This window comes from Marinobacter sp. AL4B (genome assembly GCF_019916045.1).
In the GTDB taxonomy this organism is placed as follows: Bacteria; Pseudomonadota; Gammaproteobacteria; order Pseudomonadales; family Oleiphilaceae; genus Marinobacter.
The window spans coordinates 40,959-59,057 of sequence record NZ_JAILWZ010000010.1 but is presented as its reverse complement, the minus strand read 5'-3'; the positions used below and the strand labels follow the sequence as shown (position 1 = coordinate 59,057).

15 protein-coding genes are annotated in these 18,099 nt (G+C 53.1%); all 15 read right to left on the bottom strand.

The genetic code is table 11. The features are described from left to right. Positions 1-86: 86 nt before the first annotated feature. Entirely contained in the window at positions 87-1,496 is a 1,410-nt protein-coding gene (gene leuC, locus K5L82_RS02345) for a 3-isopropylmalate dehydratase large subunit (RefSeq protein WP_223133022.1), read from the bottom strand. Continuing rightward, on the bottom strand, positions 1,474-1,869 hold the full coding sequence (locus K5L82_RS02340; RefSeq protein WP_223133021.1) for an isopropylmalate isomerase: 396 nt from the start codon (positions 1,867-1,869) through the stop codon (positions 1,474-1,476). The genes leuC and K5L82_RS02340 overlap by 23 nt, the downstream gene beginning before the upstream one ends. A gap of 58 nt (positions 1,870-1,927) precedes the next feature. Then, complete coding sequence (locus tag K5L82_RS02335) at positions 1,928-2,518, bottom strand: isochorismatase family protein (RefSeq protein WP_223133020.1); 591 nt, start codon at positions 2,516-2,518, stop codon at positions 1,928-1,930. Further along, on the bottom strand, positions 2,518-4,389 hold the full coding sequence (locus tag K5L82_RS02330) for a hydantoinase B/oxoprolinase family protein (protein ID WP_223133019.1): 1,872 nt from the start codon (positions 4,387-4,389) through the stop codon (positions 2,518-2,520). The genes K5L82_RS02335 and K5L82_RS02330 overlap by 1 nt, the downstream gene beginning before the upstream one ends. A 4-nt stretch (positions 4,390-4,393) precedes the next feature. Then, entirely contained in the window at positions 4,394-6,466 is a 2,073-nt protein-coding gene (locus K5L82_RS02325; protein ID WP_223133018.1) for a hydantoinase/oxoprolinase family protein, read from the bottom strand. Positions 6,467-6,505: 39 nt separating this feature from the next. Next, a complete protein-coding gene (locus tag K5L82_RS02320) occupies positions 6,506-7,768 on the bottom strand; it encodes a DUF1329 domain-containing protein (protein ID WP_223133017.1) in 1,263 nt (420 codons plus the stop codon). A 19-nt stretch (positions 7,769-7,787) separates the two neighbouring features. After that, on the bottom strand, positions 7,788-9,446 hold the full coding sequence (locus K5L82_RS02315) for a DUF1302 family protein (protein WP_262492480.1): 1,659 nt from the start codon (positions 9,444-9,446) through the stop codon (positions 7,788-7,790). 13 nt (positions 9,447-9,459) lie between these two features. Next, complete coding sequence (locus K5L82_RS02310; RefSeq protein ID WP_223133016.1) at positions 9,460-11,850, bottom strand: efflux RND transporter permease subunit; 2,391 nt, start codon at positions 11,848-11,850, stop codon at positions 9,460-9,462. Positions 11,851-11,852: 2 nt separating this feature from the next. Next, positions 11,853-12,842 (bottom strand): WD40/YVTN/BNR-like repeat-containing protein, encoded by a 990-nt coding sequence (locus tag K5L82_RS02305; protein ID WP_223133015.1) that lies wholly within the window; start codon positions 12,840-12,842, stop codon positions 11,853-11,855. Beyond that, positions 12,832-13,755: a hydroxymethylglutaryl-CoA lyase gene (locus tag K5L82_RS02300; RefSeq protein ID WP_223133014.1), complete on the bottom strand. Its 924-nt coding sequence runs from the start codon at positions 13,753-13,755 to the stop codon at positions 12,832-12,834. The genes K5L82_RS02305 and K5L82_RS02300 overlap by 11 nt, the downstream gene beginning before the upstream one ends. A gap of 14 nt (positions 13,756-13,769) precedes the next feature. Continuing rightward, the gene (locus tag K5L82_RS02295; protein ID WP_223133013.1) at positions 13,770-14,966 is read right to left on the bottom strand and encodes a CaiB/BaiF CoA transferase family protein; all 1,197 of its coding nucleotides are present in this window, start codon (positions 14,964-14,966) and stop codon (positions 13,770-13,772) included. Between the two features lie 246 nt (positions 14,967-15,212). Continuing rightward, positions 15,213-16,466, bottom strand: coding sequence for a D-amino acid dehydrogenase (locus K5L82_RS02290; RefSeq protein ID WP_223133012.1), 1,254 nt, complete (start codon positions 16,464-16,466; stop codon positions 15,213-15,215). A 36-nt stretch (positions 16,467-16,502) separates the two neighbouring features. Continuing rightward, positions 16,503-16,862 carry a translation initiation factor Sui1 gene (locus tag K5L82_RS02285; protein ID WP_262492479.1) on the bottom strand — a complete coding sequence of 120 codons (360 nt, stop codon included), beginning with the start codon at positions 16,860-16,862 and terminating at the stop codon, positions 16,503-16,505. Between the two features lie 21 nt (positions 16,863-16,883). After that, positions 16,884-17,411 (bottom strand): DUF4136 domain-containing protein, encoded by a 528-nt coding sequence (locus tag K5L82_RS02280; RefSeq protein ID WP_133004786.1) that lies wholly within the window; start codon positions 17,409-17,411, stop codon positions 16,884-16,886. A gap of 72 nt (positions 17,412-17,483) precedes the next feature. After that, complete coding sequence (locus K5L82_RS02275; protein WP_223133011.1) at positions 17,484-18,089, bottom strand: YigZ family protein; 606 nt, start codon at positions 18,087-18,089, stop codon at positions 17,484-17,486. Between the last annotated feature and the right edge of the window lie 10 nt (positions 18,090-18,099).

Below are 18,099 nucleotides of genomic sequence, written 5' to 3'. Positions count from 1 at the left end.
CACTTCATATATCATTTGTATTTTGCCTGACACCTCAAATTTAATTTTATGCACACACTTTTAATCTTTTGACATTTAATACAAAGCTAAATATCTCTCACATCAGTCAATTGACCAGTTAGACCCGCAGCAGCAGCCATTAAGGGACTCATTAAATGAGTTCTTCCACCTTTACCTTGCCTGCTTTCAAAATTGCGGTTTGATGTAGATGCACACCTTTCGCCGGCCTCAAGGCGATCATCATTCATACCAAGGCACATTGAACAACCCGCTGCACGCCATTCGAACCCGGCATCTCGGAATATCGTATCCAGCCCTTCACGCTCCGCCTGGATTCGAATTAGACCTGAACCGGGCACAATCAGTGCCTGCCGAATAGAGCTGTGAATCTTCCGTCCGTTCACAAGGTCGGCCACAGCACGAAGATCCTCCATACGGGCATTAGTACAGGAGCCGATAAACACTTTATCGATAGGCACCCCAGCCAGTGGCTGTCCGGGGCGCAGCCCCATGTAGTTGAGCGCACGCTCCGCTGCCGCCCTTGACGCTGAATCCATTTCAGACAGATCAGGCGTAGTTCCGCTGATTGATGTGACCATTTCCGGTGATGTACCCCAGGTCACCTGCGGAACAAGTTCTTCAACCGAGAAGTGCTCCTCCCGATCAAAGTAGGCCCCCTCATCAGAAACAAGTGTGCGCCAGTAATTGCACGCGTTCTCAAAAGTGGTGCCAGAGGGCGCGTGAGGTCGAACTTTGACATAGCTCTCAGTAGTTTGATCGTATGCAACAAGTCCGGCTCGTGCTCCCGCTTCGATACTCATATTACAGATGGTCATGCGCCCTTCCATGGACATATTTCGGATAGTTTCTCCCGCGTATTCGATCGTATAGCCGGTTCCACCCGCAGTTCCGATGCGACCGATCAAGGCCAGAATCAAGTCTTTAGGCGTCACCCCAAACCCCATGCTTCCGTCAAACACCACACGCATATTTTTCTGCCGTTGGGTGCGCAACGTTTGGGTGGCGAGCACATGTTCAACCTCGCTAGTACCAATTCCCATGGCCAGCGTGGCGAATGCTCCGTGCGTTGCAGTATGAGAATCACCACATACGATCGTCATGCCAGGCATAGTCAAACCTTGCTCTGGGCCAACGACATGAACGATACCCTGCCGCACGTCCTCAAGCTCAATAAGAGGGATGTCGAATTCATGACAATTCTCCGTCAGCGTTTCAACCTGCACTCGCGCTACTCGATCGGCGATTCCTGCCACACCTAGTTCCCTGCGCCTGGTCGGCACTGCGTGATCGGGAACCGCCACGTTAGGACTTATACGCCATGGTTTACGACCCATTGTGCGTAAACCTGAAAATGCCTGCGGGGACGTAACTTCATGGAGCAGATGCCTGTCCACATAAAGTAATGCGGTGCCATCCGGCAATTCCTCTACTTGATGCTTTTCCCAAAGCTTGTCATAAAGCGTTTTTGGTGCCATGTTGCTGCCCTTGTTTTGAACGCTGCAATGCAGCCTGAACAGTCTCCCAGTCAAGCCATTGATAGAGATCGCTTCCTTCGTCCGCCTCCAACCGGTAACCGCACCACGTGTCCAGTTGACCATTTTGCAGAGGCTCGATAATGCAGAAAGGCCTCGAACAGTCGGCTTCAATCAGCCCCTTTCCCTCAATCTCCCGGCGGTTATCCGACAACCATTTTTGCGCCCGTTTCTGGGCTTCTGTATCCTCGGCTGCCAGCGCTTTCACGTTTTCGCGAAAGCCACGTACATAACCACGTCTGTATAGCCCGCATGCCTCCGGAGTGCCGGAAAGCACCTCAATAAACGAGCTCCGATTTTCGCCGTTTACCCTCATTCCTGTTTGCGTTGCGCATCCGAAAAGGCTCACCAACGCAGCCAGAGACACAGCTCTGCTAACCCAGGAACCGAACAGTTTCTTCGAGGGAAAGTACATCAACATATTTGATTCCCAAGTCTCGCAAATTAGCCTCATGCGCCTTTGCATCACGATCACCAACAGCCTCACGCGGAACCAGCGTGCGGTAGTTGTATTGCAGGCTGTCCAGTGCGGTTGCGCGAACGCAACCGCTAGTTGTTAGACCAGTCACGACTGTGCCATCCACGCCAGCTTCCTGCAGTTTCTGATGCAGGTCTGTCGCAAAAAAGCCGCTGGCCCAGTGTTTGACCAATACGGGTTCGTCCTCGCGGGGCGTCAATCTGGCATCGATTTCTTCTAGCCCGGAACCAACCTGCAGCACATTCAGTGCGGGGAGTTTTTCCCGGAATACCGTCGCCTGAGCGTCATCAGAATAGGCTACGGTGGTGAAGAAGACGGGCCAGCCTCGCTCTCGAAAATGGGCCAACAACCGTTGGTTGGCTTCCACCACACTACCTGCCTCAGAAGCTAGCGGGCTGAGCGCTGGGTCTATAAACCCGGCGCACAAGTCCACCAGAATCAAAGCATAGCGGTTACCGCGCCTCAATACGTTCGATTCAAGTTGCATCAGTGCACCTCAGAGGTTTTCCAGACCGGTGTGGCAGGTGCCGGCAACCCGGTTTCCACTTCGCATCTGTCTTTAATCTCATCAATAGTGCCGCCTCTTGAGAACAGGTCGTCACTGTTGCGCGAGTGCGCCATTTCAACCCGCAACGCAGCAGTAGCGCCCGCATCAACCTCGCCTGACTTGTCCAGCACAACACCATAACGACGTGCGCCTTCAACACTGACCAAGCCCTTGCGAACATCCGTTGTAACCGCCGCAGGATCACGCTCCAGCGGGTTGCCCCAACCGCCCCCCCCCCAGGTATCAAAGATCACCAGGTCTCCGGCTTCTACTTTGATATGATCGCATTTGGACGGCAGAACCCGCCTCTCGCCGCTGGCCGCTATCAACTCCTTACGACTACGCATGCCTGGGTCACCACCAATAACACCCCAGGGATAAGTCAACCAGCGATCATCGTGGATGGAGATCTCGCCGTCAGCCAAAAGGCGATAAGCCATCCGAATACCGTTGCCGCCACGGTGCTTGCCCGCGCCACCGGAATCAGTAATCGTTTCGTAAGTCTCGATGCGAAGTGGGAAGTAGGCTTCTACAAACTCGTTAGGAACGTTGGTGAAGTTAGGCCAGAGACTGTGGCCGTCGGGGCCATCGCCAATCGGACGGCCGGGAATCCCGCCGAAGCCAATCTGGAACAACTGGAACCACTCGCCTTTCGAGTCGTACCCCGAATACATAAAGTGCGGCGAATCCGAGAAGCCGGCCGCATTCATGGCATCGGGCGTACCCTGCCCCAACAAGCCGCCCATCACATCAAAGATGCGGCCAAGCAGGTGCGTACGACAAGAAAGCGCCGCCGGGAAATTAGGCTTCAGAATAGAGCCCTGCGGAATGCGCACATCCACCAAGTCGTAGAATCCGTCGTTGAACAGAATCGAAGGGTCGAACAGATTGATAGTGAACGCACCGAAGAACATCTTGAACATTTCCTCGTTGAGGAAGTAGTTCACGGATGACGGCGCCTGCGGGTCAGTCCCCTCGAAATCGAAAATTGCTTTATCACCCTCTCGCCACATGGTACAGCGAATGGTGTAAGGGCCAAGACCTGCGCCGTCATCACAAATGTAATCTTCAAACGAGCGCTTTTCTTCTGGCACGACATTGCGAATGATTTCACGCATCGCTACATAGTTACGCTGCAGCATCATACCCAGAGCGCTGGCAAAGATGTCATCACCAAAACGGTCTGCCAGCTCTACACAGCGACGCCCGGCCGTGCGGCAAGATGCAACGATGGCATTGAAATCGGAACGGTTCCAGCTCGGCACCCGAACGTTGTGCAGAATTAGCTCCAGAACGTCGTGGTTCAGCACGCCCTTTTTGTAGATCTTCAATGGCGGAATCCGGATGCCTTCTTCAAAAATCGTCTGCGCATCGGTGGGAAGACTCCCAGGAACCTTACCGCCAACATCAGACATATGACCAAACATCGCGGCCCAGTTGATCAGCCTACCGCTTTTGAATACAGGCACTAGCACCAGCCAGTCTGGTAGGTGGCTCACTGCGCCATCGCACATGTAAGGATCGTTGGTCAGAAAGACATCGCCTTCCTCAATATCCCCATTGTAGGACTGCATGAACCCTGTAATGAAAGAACCAAACTGACCCACGACCATTTTCCCTTCGTGGTTGGCGATCATAGGAAAAGCATCACCCTGCTCCCGGATACCAGGGGACATGGCTGTTCTTATCAGTACAGCATCCATTTCGTTACGGGCGTTGGCCATGGCATTCTCGATAATATCGAGCGTAACGGTGTCCACATCAATCTGCTTGAGCGGACTGGTATTTGGTTGAATAATATTCGCAGGCATACGATTACTCCTTACCCTTATAGCCAACGGGTTCAATCAGCAGGTTGCCAACTTTGTCCACGGTTGCTTGGTGGTCAGGGAAGATAACGGTGGTGGAGTCCATTTCCGTAACAATGGCGGGGCCAGACACAATATGCCCAGGGAAGAGCTTATCGCGGTCGTAAAGTATGGCCTGATAGTCTGAACCTTGAAAATAGATCAGACTCTCGCCTGTAATTGCGTCTGCAAGAGACTCCGCCTTGGCCGCCCACTCACGTTCGGTAATGTTCGGTCTTGGGCCACGAGCGATAGCTCGCAGATTTACAAGCTCCCGTTCCTCCTCAAGAGAGAAACTGAACAGTTTTTCGTGTTCAGCATCAAAAGCCCTCTGCAAAAGACCTAGGCCATCCTTGCGCAATTCGTCGGGTGCGACGTCTTGGGTAAGCAACAACGCTTGTCCCTGATAGCGAACATCAGCCTGCCAAACGACAGTCTGTTCACTGGATGGTATATCCTGTTTTTCCAGCGAGTCGCTGACTTGCTTGGTCAATCCCTCGAGAATGTTCACAACTTCTTCACCGGAAAGCGCGGAGAAATTTCTCACCAGTGAACGCGACGCCTCATCCTTAACCCTGGTTGTCGCGTCACCGTATGCACAGAGCACGCCTGGCGACGGCGGAACAATAACTGGCCACGCGCCCATGAGAATGCCTAGCGCATTAGCATGAAGAGGACCTGCACCACCGAATCCACAAAGCGCAAACTCGCGCGGATCGTAACCCTGTTCAACGGAAATAAGGCGCAGAGCACCGAATATATGCTCGTTGGCAATGCGAACGATGCCTTCTGCGGCCTCTTTCAGCGAGACGCCCATGGCATCCGCAACTTTCTGAACGGCTGCTTCAGCAAGGTCTGTACGAATCGCCATTTCGCCACCAAGCTTCTGGTTTGCAGGCAAGTAACCCAGCACTACGTTGGCATCTGTTACAGTCGCCGTTTCACCGCCCTTGTTATAAGCAGCGGGTCCAGGCACGGCCCCGGCACTGTCCGGGCCGACACGCAAGGCGCGGGTCAGTTCCGGTACGAAAGCAATGGAGCCACCCCCGGCACCAACGGTGCGAACATCCACCGAAGGCGCACGAACGGCGACGTCACCCACGCGAGTTTCTCGGCGCAAGCGAGCACTGCTGTGCTCTATCAGAGCCACGTCGGTGGATGTACCCCCCACGTCAAACGTCAGAACCTTGTCAAAACCACCGCGAGAGCAAAACCAGATTGCGCCGGCAACACCGCCAGCAGGGCCGGAAAGCAACAGGTTCACCGGCGTGTAGGACGCCGACTCACACGTCGCCAGGCCACCATCCGAACGCAATATTGAAAGCTCAACATCATCGGCTAACCGCGCACGAATCTCGGTTTCAAGATGGCTCAGGTAGTCGGATACTTCCGGGCGAACAAAGCTGTTCACTACAGTCGTTTCCGTGCGTTCATACTCTTGCATTTCAGGTACAACGCGAGACGACAGTGAGACGGGTATTCCCGGCATGACCTCAGCCGCGATCTCGCCAATTCGCTCTTCGTGAACCCCGCTGACATAGGCATTTATGAGCGAGACGGTTAACGCTTCGATACCTGCATCCCGCAAAAATTCGAGCTGCTTGCGGATATCTGCCTCGTCAAGTGGCGTTACAACTTCTCCTCCCGCGCCCAGCCGCTCAATGGCTTCTACCGTGTGCTCCAGAGGCGCAAGCAGTGGCTGCTTTTCAAACGTTACCCATCCGCCCAGACCACCTGGTACAAACGAGCGCGCAATGTGCAAAACCTGTCTGTAGCCGCGGGTCGTGACAAGCCCGACTTTTGCGCCCTTTTGCGTAAGAATAGCATTGGTTGCCACCGTGGTTCCGTGCATAACCGAGCGAATCTGCTTCGGGTCAATGCCAGACGTCCGGCAGATCTTTTCAATGCCGTTCAGGACCCCCACGGACGAATCCGCGGGGGTAGAGGGTACCTTCGCAGTATAGGTGGCACCCGTATCGTCATTAATGAGAAGCAGGTCCGTGAAGGTCCCGCCCACATCCGCCCCGAGTCTAAAACTCATACTTTTCTCCTAGCTCTTTTTATTAGAGTTAATGCAGACTCAGCGAGCTGCGGCCTGTTCAAGCTGCCTCAATGAAATTTCGTTGGGTTTTACCGGCGTGTTAAAAGATGTTTCCGGTGAAACCAGGAAGATCGTTGCGTGCCGCCTCTGGTAATCTATGGTGAATCCCGCATGGGAAAGAATTGCGGTATCGTTATCGTAGGTTGGATATGGCCCTAATTGATAGAACATCCACTTCCAAAACTCTCCCTTGCGGTCATACACATCCGCCATGTAAAAACGAGGGAATTGCGTGTCCATGTATAAAACTTTCTTGCTATAGGGATGCTCTGGCGGAGCTGTCGCCTCGATGACCCATACTTCTCTTGGCTCCCACTCTCCAACAGGATTCCAATAAGGCGCATTATCCAGATCGACCGCAGGGTACTGACCATTTCCGCTTTCTTCTCGCACCCAACCTTTGTCCTTGCGATTAGCGATGACCAGAACTTTTTTCTTACCCAACAACTTGTACTCCGGATACCAGGTCGGATGAGCATTAAAAATTTCAATGTCATCGTTGAGTTGGTCAGTACCTCCTATCGGGTCCATCCAAGTCCCACCTGAGAGCCGACGGGTGCGCCGAACAGACTTGATATACGCCCAGCTGTCGTCCAGTTTCGGGCTGTCGTAACGAATTGTGAACAGACCAAGACCGCGGATATCTGCAGGGTATGTTGCGTATAGAAGCTGTTTGAATAGAATATTCTCATCACCAACTTCTGTCGTTTCTTCCCCAAGCCGCCCTTTGAGGTAGAGCCGCTTCAGTACCCACTGCTGGGTTCGTTCAAGGCCGCGGTCGTCATCAACAAAAAGGTAAGTAAAGTCGGGATATTCTTGGTAGTTCTTTGACGGTTGAGCAACATGGTGATTCCATATGAGCTTTTCAGCTGCATTGGGTGTTTCCAGATCTATATCTGGAAACGGTATACCTGCTTTCCAACCTTCCATCATTCGAGTGTCTGGATTAAACGTTACGGTCCCTGAGTACTGCTCAGTGGCAGCTAGGTAATCTTCACCCATCGGAATGTCTTCAGGGTCCTTTAACGTGATGACCAAACCTTCCTCCAGCACCAATTTCTTCTGACGATCAGTCAAAAGGGTGCTGATAGCATCGCCATGGAAGGTTTCATCCAGGCGTTGGTCAAGGTTAGCCGCATTAATGACATCGCCCGCCGCCAAATCGGCCGCTGACAGGAAGCCCGAGCTCGTTAACAAACCCACGGCAAGGGCGAGTCTTTTAACAGAAGTGATTGTTTTCATTATTACTCTCCTTAAATCCTCAGAACTGGTAGGTAAACCGAGCAACTAGCTGATCGTTACCAGAGAAATACCCAAACAGATTGGTATCGTTGAAGCCCTGAAGTGGGCGTTCCTGATCCTTTTCATGGAAGAAAATATCCGCCTCCAGTCGCACACGAAGATGGTTACCGTATGCAAACTCCACTGCCGGAATGATGAAGCCGCCGCCGTACGTAAGATCAGAACCCACCGCAAGAGACGGGTTGATCTGATCGTTGGCATAATTGGCTGCAAGAACAGCGGTGAGAGTACTGCTGAACTCTTTGGTTGCCCCCCCAAAGCCGGCAAGGTTTACAAGCTCCTCATCCTTTTCAAAATCTGTTATCCAGTTATTGAAAAGCTGCACGGTGAAGAACGACGGGCGACTGGTGCCCAATACGCTTTGGAGATCGAGTTGCTTGTCTATCCGGAACATTGAACGGAAAAGATTTTTTTCTTCTATCCCGCAGAAGCCCGGGAAGAACCCGCAGCCCGGACCTTCTGCAATACTGTGGATACCCACGTTGTAGGGTGCGTTGGGGATGTAAGCCAGTTCCGCACTGAAAACCAGATCTGGGCCGGCAAAATAATTATTAGCGGTTACGCCAAACACATCGATGTACGGGAAGATGAACTCACCCGCTTCCGTGGCACCGCCCTCATAGACACCCTCATAAGGACCTGTCTGAAGTTGCGGTTGACCTGGGTTTGTTGCCGGGTTGGCGTTCGCAACCGGGTCAGGGTTAGGCCCACGGAAATACCCTAGAGAATAGCCCCAGTCGCCAGCCAGACCACTCCAGCGCAAGCCAAAGGAATCGTCGTCCATATCGGCATCAGGATGGTCGTAGTTGTAGCGCACGTTGGCGCCAAAAGGTGCCGAAGCAAAGGTAATACCCTTGTTCGGATTATTCGCCCAACGACCACCTTCGACGTCATAGCTGTTGCCGCGATCTTTGCCGTCATTGAGTTTTCCTGGGATATAAAGCACCTGAAGAGCGCCATCTAGGTCATAAACCTGCTGAGTCAAGCTGATCATATTCAGCGGTTTGCGCAGCTCTTCATTCTCCGGCTCGAGGAATGAACGCCAGCGGAAGTCGTAACCATGGACAACGTCCAGTAGCTGGAAGAAGTCTGTCTCACCCCAAACGACCTGTTGCCGACCAACCTTTACGCTGGTCGAATCAGTCAAATCGCCTTGTACCCAAAACTCGCGCAACTCTTCGTCGTCGTAGACGTCGTCCCGGAGATTCACCGAGGAGCCTGAGGCACCGCCGGTGCCTGCCCACTCATCCATCACATCCTGCAAATCCTTACCATAATCCGTTGGCGACTCACGTGAAATTCGTCCAGTCATCTTCATCTGCCAGTTACCAAAATCACGATAAAGATCGAGTTTTGCCACCGAGCGAGCCATCGAAAGGTCGTATCGATAATCGCCACGTTGCTGGCCGTCGGGCCCTATCAGGGTAGGGTTTTCGAGATTCCAGGATAAGTACTGACGCAGATAACCACTTACCTCCCAGTCCTTGGTAAGCCAGTCCTCCTCATCCGCAAACACTACCTGCGGCGCGACAACCGTTGCAGCCATAACTGCTACTGCCAGAAACCCTTTCTTCAAGGGCCAACCGCCAACGTGTCTTTTTTTATTTTCAATTTTCATGTTGTTACCCATGTCACTGAGTGGATTGCGCCAGCCTTTCCGTCTTTCGATCGGATTCAGCGGTTTTGATGCTGTCACCGAAGATAAACTTCGGTTTAAGCACTCGAATCAGGGATGGCATCACGAACAGCGATGTAAACGCTGCTACGAGCAACCAGAGCCCAATTAATGTTCCCATCTCTGCCTGGAATCGCAGCGAAGACAGCGACCAAAATAAAACGCCAGCCGCGAGGGTCACGGATGTGAGGAGTACACCGCGACCGGCAGAAAACAGGGATTGCCGGATAGCCTCCATGGGCTCAGACTCCGGATACCTCTCAAGATATTCCTTAACAGAATCAACAATATAAAATGCATAATCGACACCCAGACCAATACCAAGTGCAACCACAGGTAATGTGCTGATACTCATGCCGATGCCCTGCCATGCCATAAAGGCAAAGGTCACTACATTTGAGATGAGTACCGGGACAATGAAGAAAACGCCGCTGGCTGAGGACCTGTAAACCGCCAGGCAGGAAAGGATCACGACCAGCAAGGCCAGTGCGATTGCTTCGATCTGGTCAGACAGAAGGATTTCATTGACAGCGGCAATGATCCCAAGGGAACCCCCAGCCAAACGAACATTCACTCCCTGCAGGGGATGCTCATCAATGTACTTCCGAATCTGATAGGTCGCCTGACGCAACGTTTCACCCTGCCGATCTCGGAAAAACAGGATGACAGAGCCGTTGCGGAACAAGGGGTCAGCAAACTGCGCAAGGTCATCCGGCGCAGCACCTTGCATGTAGAAGCTAATCAGCTCGCCATTCTCAAGCTGTGTTGCGCCCAGCTCGCTGTAGCGTGGGTTGCCCTCATAAAGATTTCTGCGCACGTCCAGCACAATATCGGCGAGAGAGACACTGCCACCAACCTGGGGCAGACGCTCCATCCGACGCTGAAACCCCTGCATCCAGGACAATACATCCGGGCGTTTCAGAGCATCGTTTTCCTCAGCCTCAAGCACAACGAACATCTGGTCAGTGCCGGGATAGCTGGCGTTGATCCGCACGCTGTCCCTGTTAAAAGCAGATTCCTCCCAGAGCACAGGCGACCCCGTAGTGGCATCCCCAATCGTCAGTTCTGTTGCTTTGAATACTAGTAGGCCAACAGCCAGCAGAGTTACGGGCAATACGAAAAAGCGTGCCCGGGTTTCCACAACCCTTACCGCAAGGGCAAGTACGGCCGTCAACAAAAAGCGCAGATTGAGTGAATGAGCATTGCGAAGAGGTGCCTTAACCCAGCTCAACATCACCGGCGTGAGAATGACCGCCGAAAATCCGATGGTCACAACCCATATGGCGCCGATAATGGATACTTTCTGGATCAACGGTATGGGAGTGAGTAGCACACAGAGGATTGCACCAGCATCGGAAACCAGTCCAAGGAGACCAGGTCGGAACAGTTCCTTCATCGTCTGCTCGGCAGACTTACGAGGTGAGATATCCTCACCCTCACACAGATCATCAAATCGTGTAATCAGCTGCACTGCATGACTGAAACAGCGCGCTGTGATTATGAACGCGACCACAATGACCAGCGGGTCAAAGTTGAACCCAAGCAGTACGCCAATACTCAAAGCCCAGATCGCTGAAACCACGCCGCTGAGTAAGGGCAGCAGTGTTCCACGCCATGTGCGGTTGAGCAGAAATAGCGCGAGGAGCATGGCACCAAGGGAGACCAGCGCGATAGTGACGGTTTCATCAAGAAAGTGATTTACCCAGCCATAGAGAATCGGCTCACCAACGACATGATGCGTTACCTGATCGGCTATAGGTGAGGCATCCAGAATGGCCTGAATTTGAGGGAAGATTCGGCTGTAATCCACCAGATGATCATAGAAATCCATTTGAATTAGAGTTGAGGACAAGTTCGGTTCAACATATATTCCGTAGACCAGCGGATTATTAACAATCGCGTCTCGCAGACTCTCAATTCCCGCTTCTGTTGTGGGCACCTCAGGCCACATCAAGGGCACACTTTCGATCCCCATAGAGGAGGCGCTAACAGACTTCAATTTACGAGATGCTAGGGAAACAACCTGGAACGGGTTTACTCCACTCACTTTCGCCAGCTCACGGGTTACCCGCTGAATCTCTTCCAGTATCGGGAGGGTCATAATGTCCCCTTCCCGAGCCTGAACCAGAATAGAAACTTTGTTACTACCGCCGAAGGTTTCTTTATAGGTTTCATGCACATCCACATATTCGTGATTGCTTGGAACCATATCGCTGAACACCGTGCGTACATCTATTTTGATCAGGTTCAGGGCCATCAGCGCGGTGCTGACAAAAATTACAATCGCAACTCCTACCCGGTGGCGAACAGAGAATTCAGACAGTGAACGTGCAACTTGATCAATCATGATTAGCGTCCTCCTGCCAAGGAATCGGGTAAGCTCTTCCAGCTTCCACTGGACAACAAACCGATTGATTGGCCCGCAATAAGCACGCCGCTGTCGGTGGCGAGTAAGCGCGTGTGATAGCCGTCCGCGAACCCTTCAGGCGAGATCTCGCTCCAGTTTTCACCATCATTTGAACTCAGCAGAACGCCACCATTACCGGTCGCCAACCAGCGTGTACCGTCGTGGATAACATCGTAGAGATGCTCTGATGTGGGAGAGATAAGCTCAGCCCAGTTCAAGCCGGCATCGTTGGTGTGGAACATCACACCACCATTGCCCACGATCACTCCCTCCGAGCCGTGAAAGGCCAAGGAGCGCAGACTTTCATAACCGAGCTCCTGTCCTTCCCAACTATTACCTTGGTCAACAGAGTGATAGAGCGTTCCGAATTCTGCGGTGATCCAGAGATCACCGTTCTCGACCTGGGCAATGTCGTTGAGCGCCACATCACCCTCAATGCTGAGGTTTTCCCACTGAGTGGCTTCTGCGTCGGTGCGGAAGATTGCACCCATCTCACCGATGACCCAGAAGTAACCGTCTTGCCAAATCACTTCGATCAACTTGCCTGCAATGTCCGAAACCGGCAGTTGGTGTGGCTCCCACTTTCCATTGCCACGACGTGCAAAGGTCCAACCTGCATTGCCTACGGCAAGCACCGTTCCATCGGCGGAAGCTACAACCCCTTGAAGGTTCACAGACTCAGGCATAATATGGCGCTGCCATTGCTCTATAGTTTGTCCGCCCTCGAGAATCAGACCGTTATTCCCTGCAAACCAAAACTTGCCGGGCTTAGATTCACTCACGTCATAAAACAAGTCCCGCGGCTCATTGAGCGGCTGCGGTAACGGCAAAGGATCGACGCCGGGCTTTATAAACGCGGCGGCATAAGCCAACCCACTAACAATTGCCCAAGGTGCTACTTGCGCCGCAAAACCCAGAACCTTACCGACCATGACCAGTCTCCTCGGCAGCCTTTGACGCCTGCTGATTGAGCCAGCGGAAACTCTTCCCCCCCAGCGACACGTCAGTTAGCTGTTCGGCCAGGTTCACAACGGGAATGAGGTCAAGCGGATCAATTCCGGTGTCATACCCCATGCTATTGAGCAACAGCGCCACATCCTCCGTTGCCACATTGCCGGTGGCCCCCGGTGAGAACGGACAGCCTCCAAGACCACCAATAGATGAATCAAACTCTCGTACGCCGCGTTCCACTGCCACCGCGATATTGGCTAAAGCCATACCCCGCGTGTCGTGAAAATGGCAGGACAAAATGTCCGAACCCACCTCTCTGGTAACCGCATCCAGCAGACGTTGAACATGCTCCGGATTCGCAGCACCGATGGTGTCGGCAATGATGATCTTGCTGGCACCGGCCTGTTTCACCAATTTGGCAAACCGGGCAACGACGGCTGGTTCAACTAAACCCTCGAATGGGCACTCGAATGCCACCGCCAGATACGCCTGAACCTCAACACCCTCGCGCCGACCGCGCTCTATAATCGCTGTGCAAACCTCAGCAGTCTGCGGCAGCGACATGCGGATATTTTTTTGGTTCATGGTTTCAGTCACAGAGAGAACGACATTCACCACCTTTGCCCCGGCCGCAACGGCCAACTCATAACCTTTCATATTTGGCACGAGCCCGGCGTAACGCACGGTGCTCTGATCAGGTAGCAGCGCGAACAGTTCATCCGTACCTGCCATCTGCGGCACCGCTTTGGGTGACACGAAGCTGCCTGCCTCCACGTTCTTGACCCCTGTTTTAACCAGTGCCTGAATCAATGACAGCCTGTTCTCCACCGATAACGTCTTGCCTTGGCTTTGAAGCCCGTCACGGGGACTAACCTCATTAATACGAATCTTCATGCTGCTTCCTCCCATTACCCGACGGCTTTACTGGCCTTCAACTCGCTTATGCGCTGGTCGCTGTAACCGAGTGCCCTGAGCACTTCCTCCGTGTGCTGCCCCAACAAGGGAGGCGCGGTGAAGGAATCTTGGGAGTCAACACTGAGTTTGATCGGATTGCCGGGTGCTTTGACCACACCACCATCGAATTGAGGAATATCCACCACCATTTTCCGGAAAAGCACTTGTGGGTCTGCCAGCGCATCGGAGAACTTGTTGACAGGTCCGCAAGGGATTCGAGCGCTGGAGAGCTGCTCGACCCAGTGTTCAGTAGTGTTGGTTTGCAACAGCTCTGAGATAATTCCGTTGATTTTGTGCTTATCGGCGTAACGCCCAGGCTGAGTTTTAAATTTGGGATCCCGAAGCTCATCAATGCCGAGCAACTCGACCAGACTGTCCCAAAAGCTGTCGAAGATAACTGCAATAATCACAAAGCCATTGCTGGTTTTGAAGGAATCGTAGGGCACGTGCACAAAATGACCGTTGCCAATGGGGGTTGGATTTTCTCCGCTAAGAAAGTGCATAGTCGCCATGTAGTTCAGCATGCTGATTTGGCAATCCAGCATAGAAATGTCCACATGCTGGCCATGACCTTTGGCGTTCCGTGAGTGCAAAGCTGCAAGAATGCCCATAACTGCGAACATGCCACCACCAAGGTCTCCAATAGGAATACCTGAGCGTGCGGGATGCTCTGAATCATGGCCAGTAATGGACATTCCACCACCGATACCTTGCACCACCAGATCAAATGCAGGGCGGCTGAAGTTGGGGCCATCTTGACCGAAGCCGGTAATGGAACAGGTTATAATTCGGGGATTTATTTCTGACAGGTGTTCATGATCAATTTTGAGCTTGGCTGGGACGCCAGCGGAAAAGTTATCAATAACGACGTCCACATCCTTGACCAAATCGTAAAATGTATTAAGACCACTCTCGCTTTTCAGGTCAATACAAACACTCTTTTTGTTCCGATTGAGCGTTATAAAGTAGGCACCTTGGCCGTTGTGGGAGTTTCGGGGATCTTTAGCGAGAAGGGCGCGAGTGCCCTCTCCCTTGAGAGGTTCTACCTTTATTGTCTCAGCTCCCAAGTCTGCTAGGAGCATTCCCGCATAGGGGCCAGAGAGCATGTGCGTCAGATCTAGGATCCGGACGCCTTCCAGAGGTTTGGTCATGTTCAGTCAGCACACTGTTGTCGAATGAATTTTTGTTGCCCTTTGCAAAGGGGCTTTTAATAACATTCGAAGCAAGAGCAGTGCCAACCGCCAAAAAACACTTTATTAAATTACAACCAACTGAAAACACTCACTTATTATAAGTAAATACCGAATAGAGGAAATCCGAAGTCCAACGAGAAGAGTGCATTATGAAATGAGGACATTTCACAATGAAATGCTTTTTTTCGGATTTAGAGGAAGGCGCTATAATCCTAGAAACGCGAAGTCCACCTCGGGCGCTCGACCACTGACGATATCAGCAAGCGCCGCGGCGGAGCCACAGGAGTGGGTCCAACCCAAAGTGCCATGCCCGGTATTCAGGTACAGATTACTGAACGGGCTTTTACCGATGTAAGGCACATTGGACGGCGTTGTTGGCCGAAGCCCGGCCCAAAATGCGGCCTGCTCCCAGTGCCCGGCCTCTGGCATAAGCTCGGCCGCCCTGCGCACGATTGCCCGGCAGCGAGTGGTGTTCAGCGCTCGGCTGTACCCTCCCAACTCGGCGGTACCGGCCACCCGAATACGATCGCCCAGCCGGGAATAAACCAGCTTGAACTCATCGTCCGTCAGACTGACCTGAAACGCAGCTTCCTCGTTCCTAACCGGAACCGTAATGGAATAACCCTTCGCTGGATAGATATTCAAAAACAGGCCTAAGGGGCGGGCGAGCACCGCGCTGAAACTGCCCAGGCTGAGCACATAACCATCGGCCCGAAGCGTGTGATGCTTGCCTTCGCTCAGGGCTTGAACTCCAAGAATCCGATTGCCGACTTTCTCGAAACCCAACACCTCGGTGTCATAAAGGAACTCCACCCCCGCTTCCCGACAACGCTCAGCGAGTGCTTGGGTAAACTTTCGGGCATCTCCGCTTTCGTCTTCCGAGGTATAAGTCGCTCCTGCAATTCGATAATGGATGGGCTTCAAGGCCGGTTCTAGCTCTACCGCCCTATCGGCTTCCACCACCTGCCGATCACAGCCCAACTCGCGCATGATGCGCGCAGGCTCTAGCGCTGCCTCGAATTCTTTGGGGTTGGTATAGAAGTGGAGAATGCCTTTGTCGAGCTGATCGTAATCGAGATCAGTCTCTTTGCGTAAGGCCTGAAGCTGACCCCGGCTGTAAGTGCCGAGGTTCACCATCTGGCGAATATTGTGAGCCGCTCTGGCCGAGGTGCACTGCCCCAGAAACGAAAGCGCCCAGCGCCATTGGTACGGATCCAGTCCCGGCCGAAACAGCAAAGGGGCCTCGGGTTGAGACAGCCATTTCAGGATTTTCAGTGGCGCTGCCGGGTTAGCCCAGGGTTCCGCGTGGGACACGGAAATCTGGCCGCCATTGGCGTAACTGGTTTCCAGCCCGGATTGAGGTTGACGATCGACCACCGTAACCTGGTGCCCCTGCGCCTGAAGAAACCAAGCCGTAGTAACGCCCACGACCCCAGCGCCCAGTACCAGAAGGTGCATACCTCTTGTTCCTTACGAATTGGATTAAATAAAACCTCAGCCGCCAGACCGTTTCACGGTCCAACCTTTCTGCTCGAGCAGCGGCACCAGCAGATCTCGATGATCGCCCTGGATCTCCACCACGCCGTCTTTTACTGTACCACCTGTGCCACATTTTGCTTTTAGCACTTTGGCGTAGTCTTTCAGTGCCTTGCTATCGAGGGGAATGCCGGTAATCAAGGTCACGCCTTTGCCTTTCCGGCCTTTGGTTTCGCGGCTGACACGCACAACGCCATCGCCTTCTGGCTGCGCCGGCTCTCCGCATGAACAGTCGGAAACCGGGTTACGGCACCCCGGACACATGCGGCCTTGCTCGGTGGAAAAGACCAGACCACCTTCCCGCTTTTTCATACCCATCAACAAAATCCTGTCGGTTACTCAGTTTAAGCCCGGAGGATATTTCGAAAACATTTCCGCGACAACCTCATCAATCAGCTTACGCCGGGTTTCCGGAGACTGGTTTTCATTCAAGTACCGGCGACTGGCTGCTCGCCAAATCACTTCTTCGCTTTCTTGATCGACCAGCTCTACCACCAACTTGCCCTCGGTGACTTCGCGAACCGGTGGCGGTGCCGACAAAGCCCAGCCAAAGTTACCGCGACCAAATCCGAAGCCCAGACCCAATCCGCTCTGTTCCAACCGCTCCTCAGACACGATCTGCCAGCTAACCAGCAGGTCGGCGTTATCCTTCGCGACTTTTTTCATGGCCTTGCGGTTGAGTTCCCGCTCGACGGCACTGCGAACCCGGGCATCGTCAAGAGAGGCAAAACCGGACCCCTGATCCATCGGCGCGTAGGCCCAACTGCTGTAGTTACCGAACACCGTTGAGGTGTTGTAGTCCGTGACGACATTGCTGGCACAACCAGCCATCAACATGGCCATGGCCGCCATCATTAAAACTCGCATAGTTGTTCTCCTGCATTGGAGTTGTCTGACACATTATACCCACTGTACTTGCAGTGCCACCTGCCAGATTGGTCAGGTTTCAAAACGGTAATCCAGTTTCTGAGACTCACAAAACGCCACCAGTTCGTGCTGCCGAACTTCGGGCACGGAAACCAATGCATGAACTTTAGCGCTGTATTCAATCGATTCGATCGTACCTTCGTGCCCGTCACACCAATGCCGAAGCGGCTGTTCGTCAGCAAAACCTAACTCAATTTGGGCCTGCACTCTGGCTTGTTGAACCACCCGGCCCACTTCCGACAATACACTCTCGGCTGAGCCGGCATAGGCTCGTACCAAACCGCCAGCGCCGAGCTTGATGCCACCAAAATAGCGCACCACAATCACCAGCACATCGCCCATGTCTTTATGTTGAATCACATTCAGAATCGGCTTGCCCGCCGTGCCGGAAGGTTCGCCGTCATCGTTCATGGCGGCTTCTGCCGCCGAGCCGGGCCGGCCAATTTGATAGCCCCAACACACATGGCGGGCATCCGGGTAATCCCGGTGCGCCTCGGCTACCCGCTCGCGCACCTCTTCTCGACTACCAACCGGATACACTCTGGCGATGAAACGGCTTTTCTTCACTTCCGTTTCTCGCTCAAGGTATCCTGACGGAACCGGGTAATCTTTACTCATGAGGCAACCT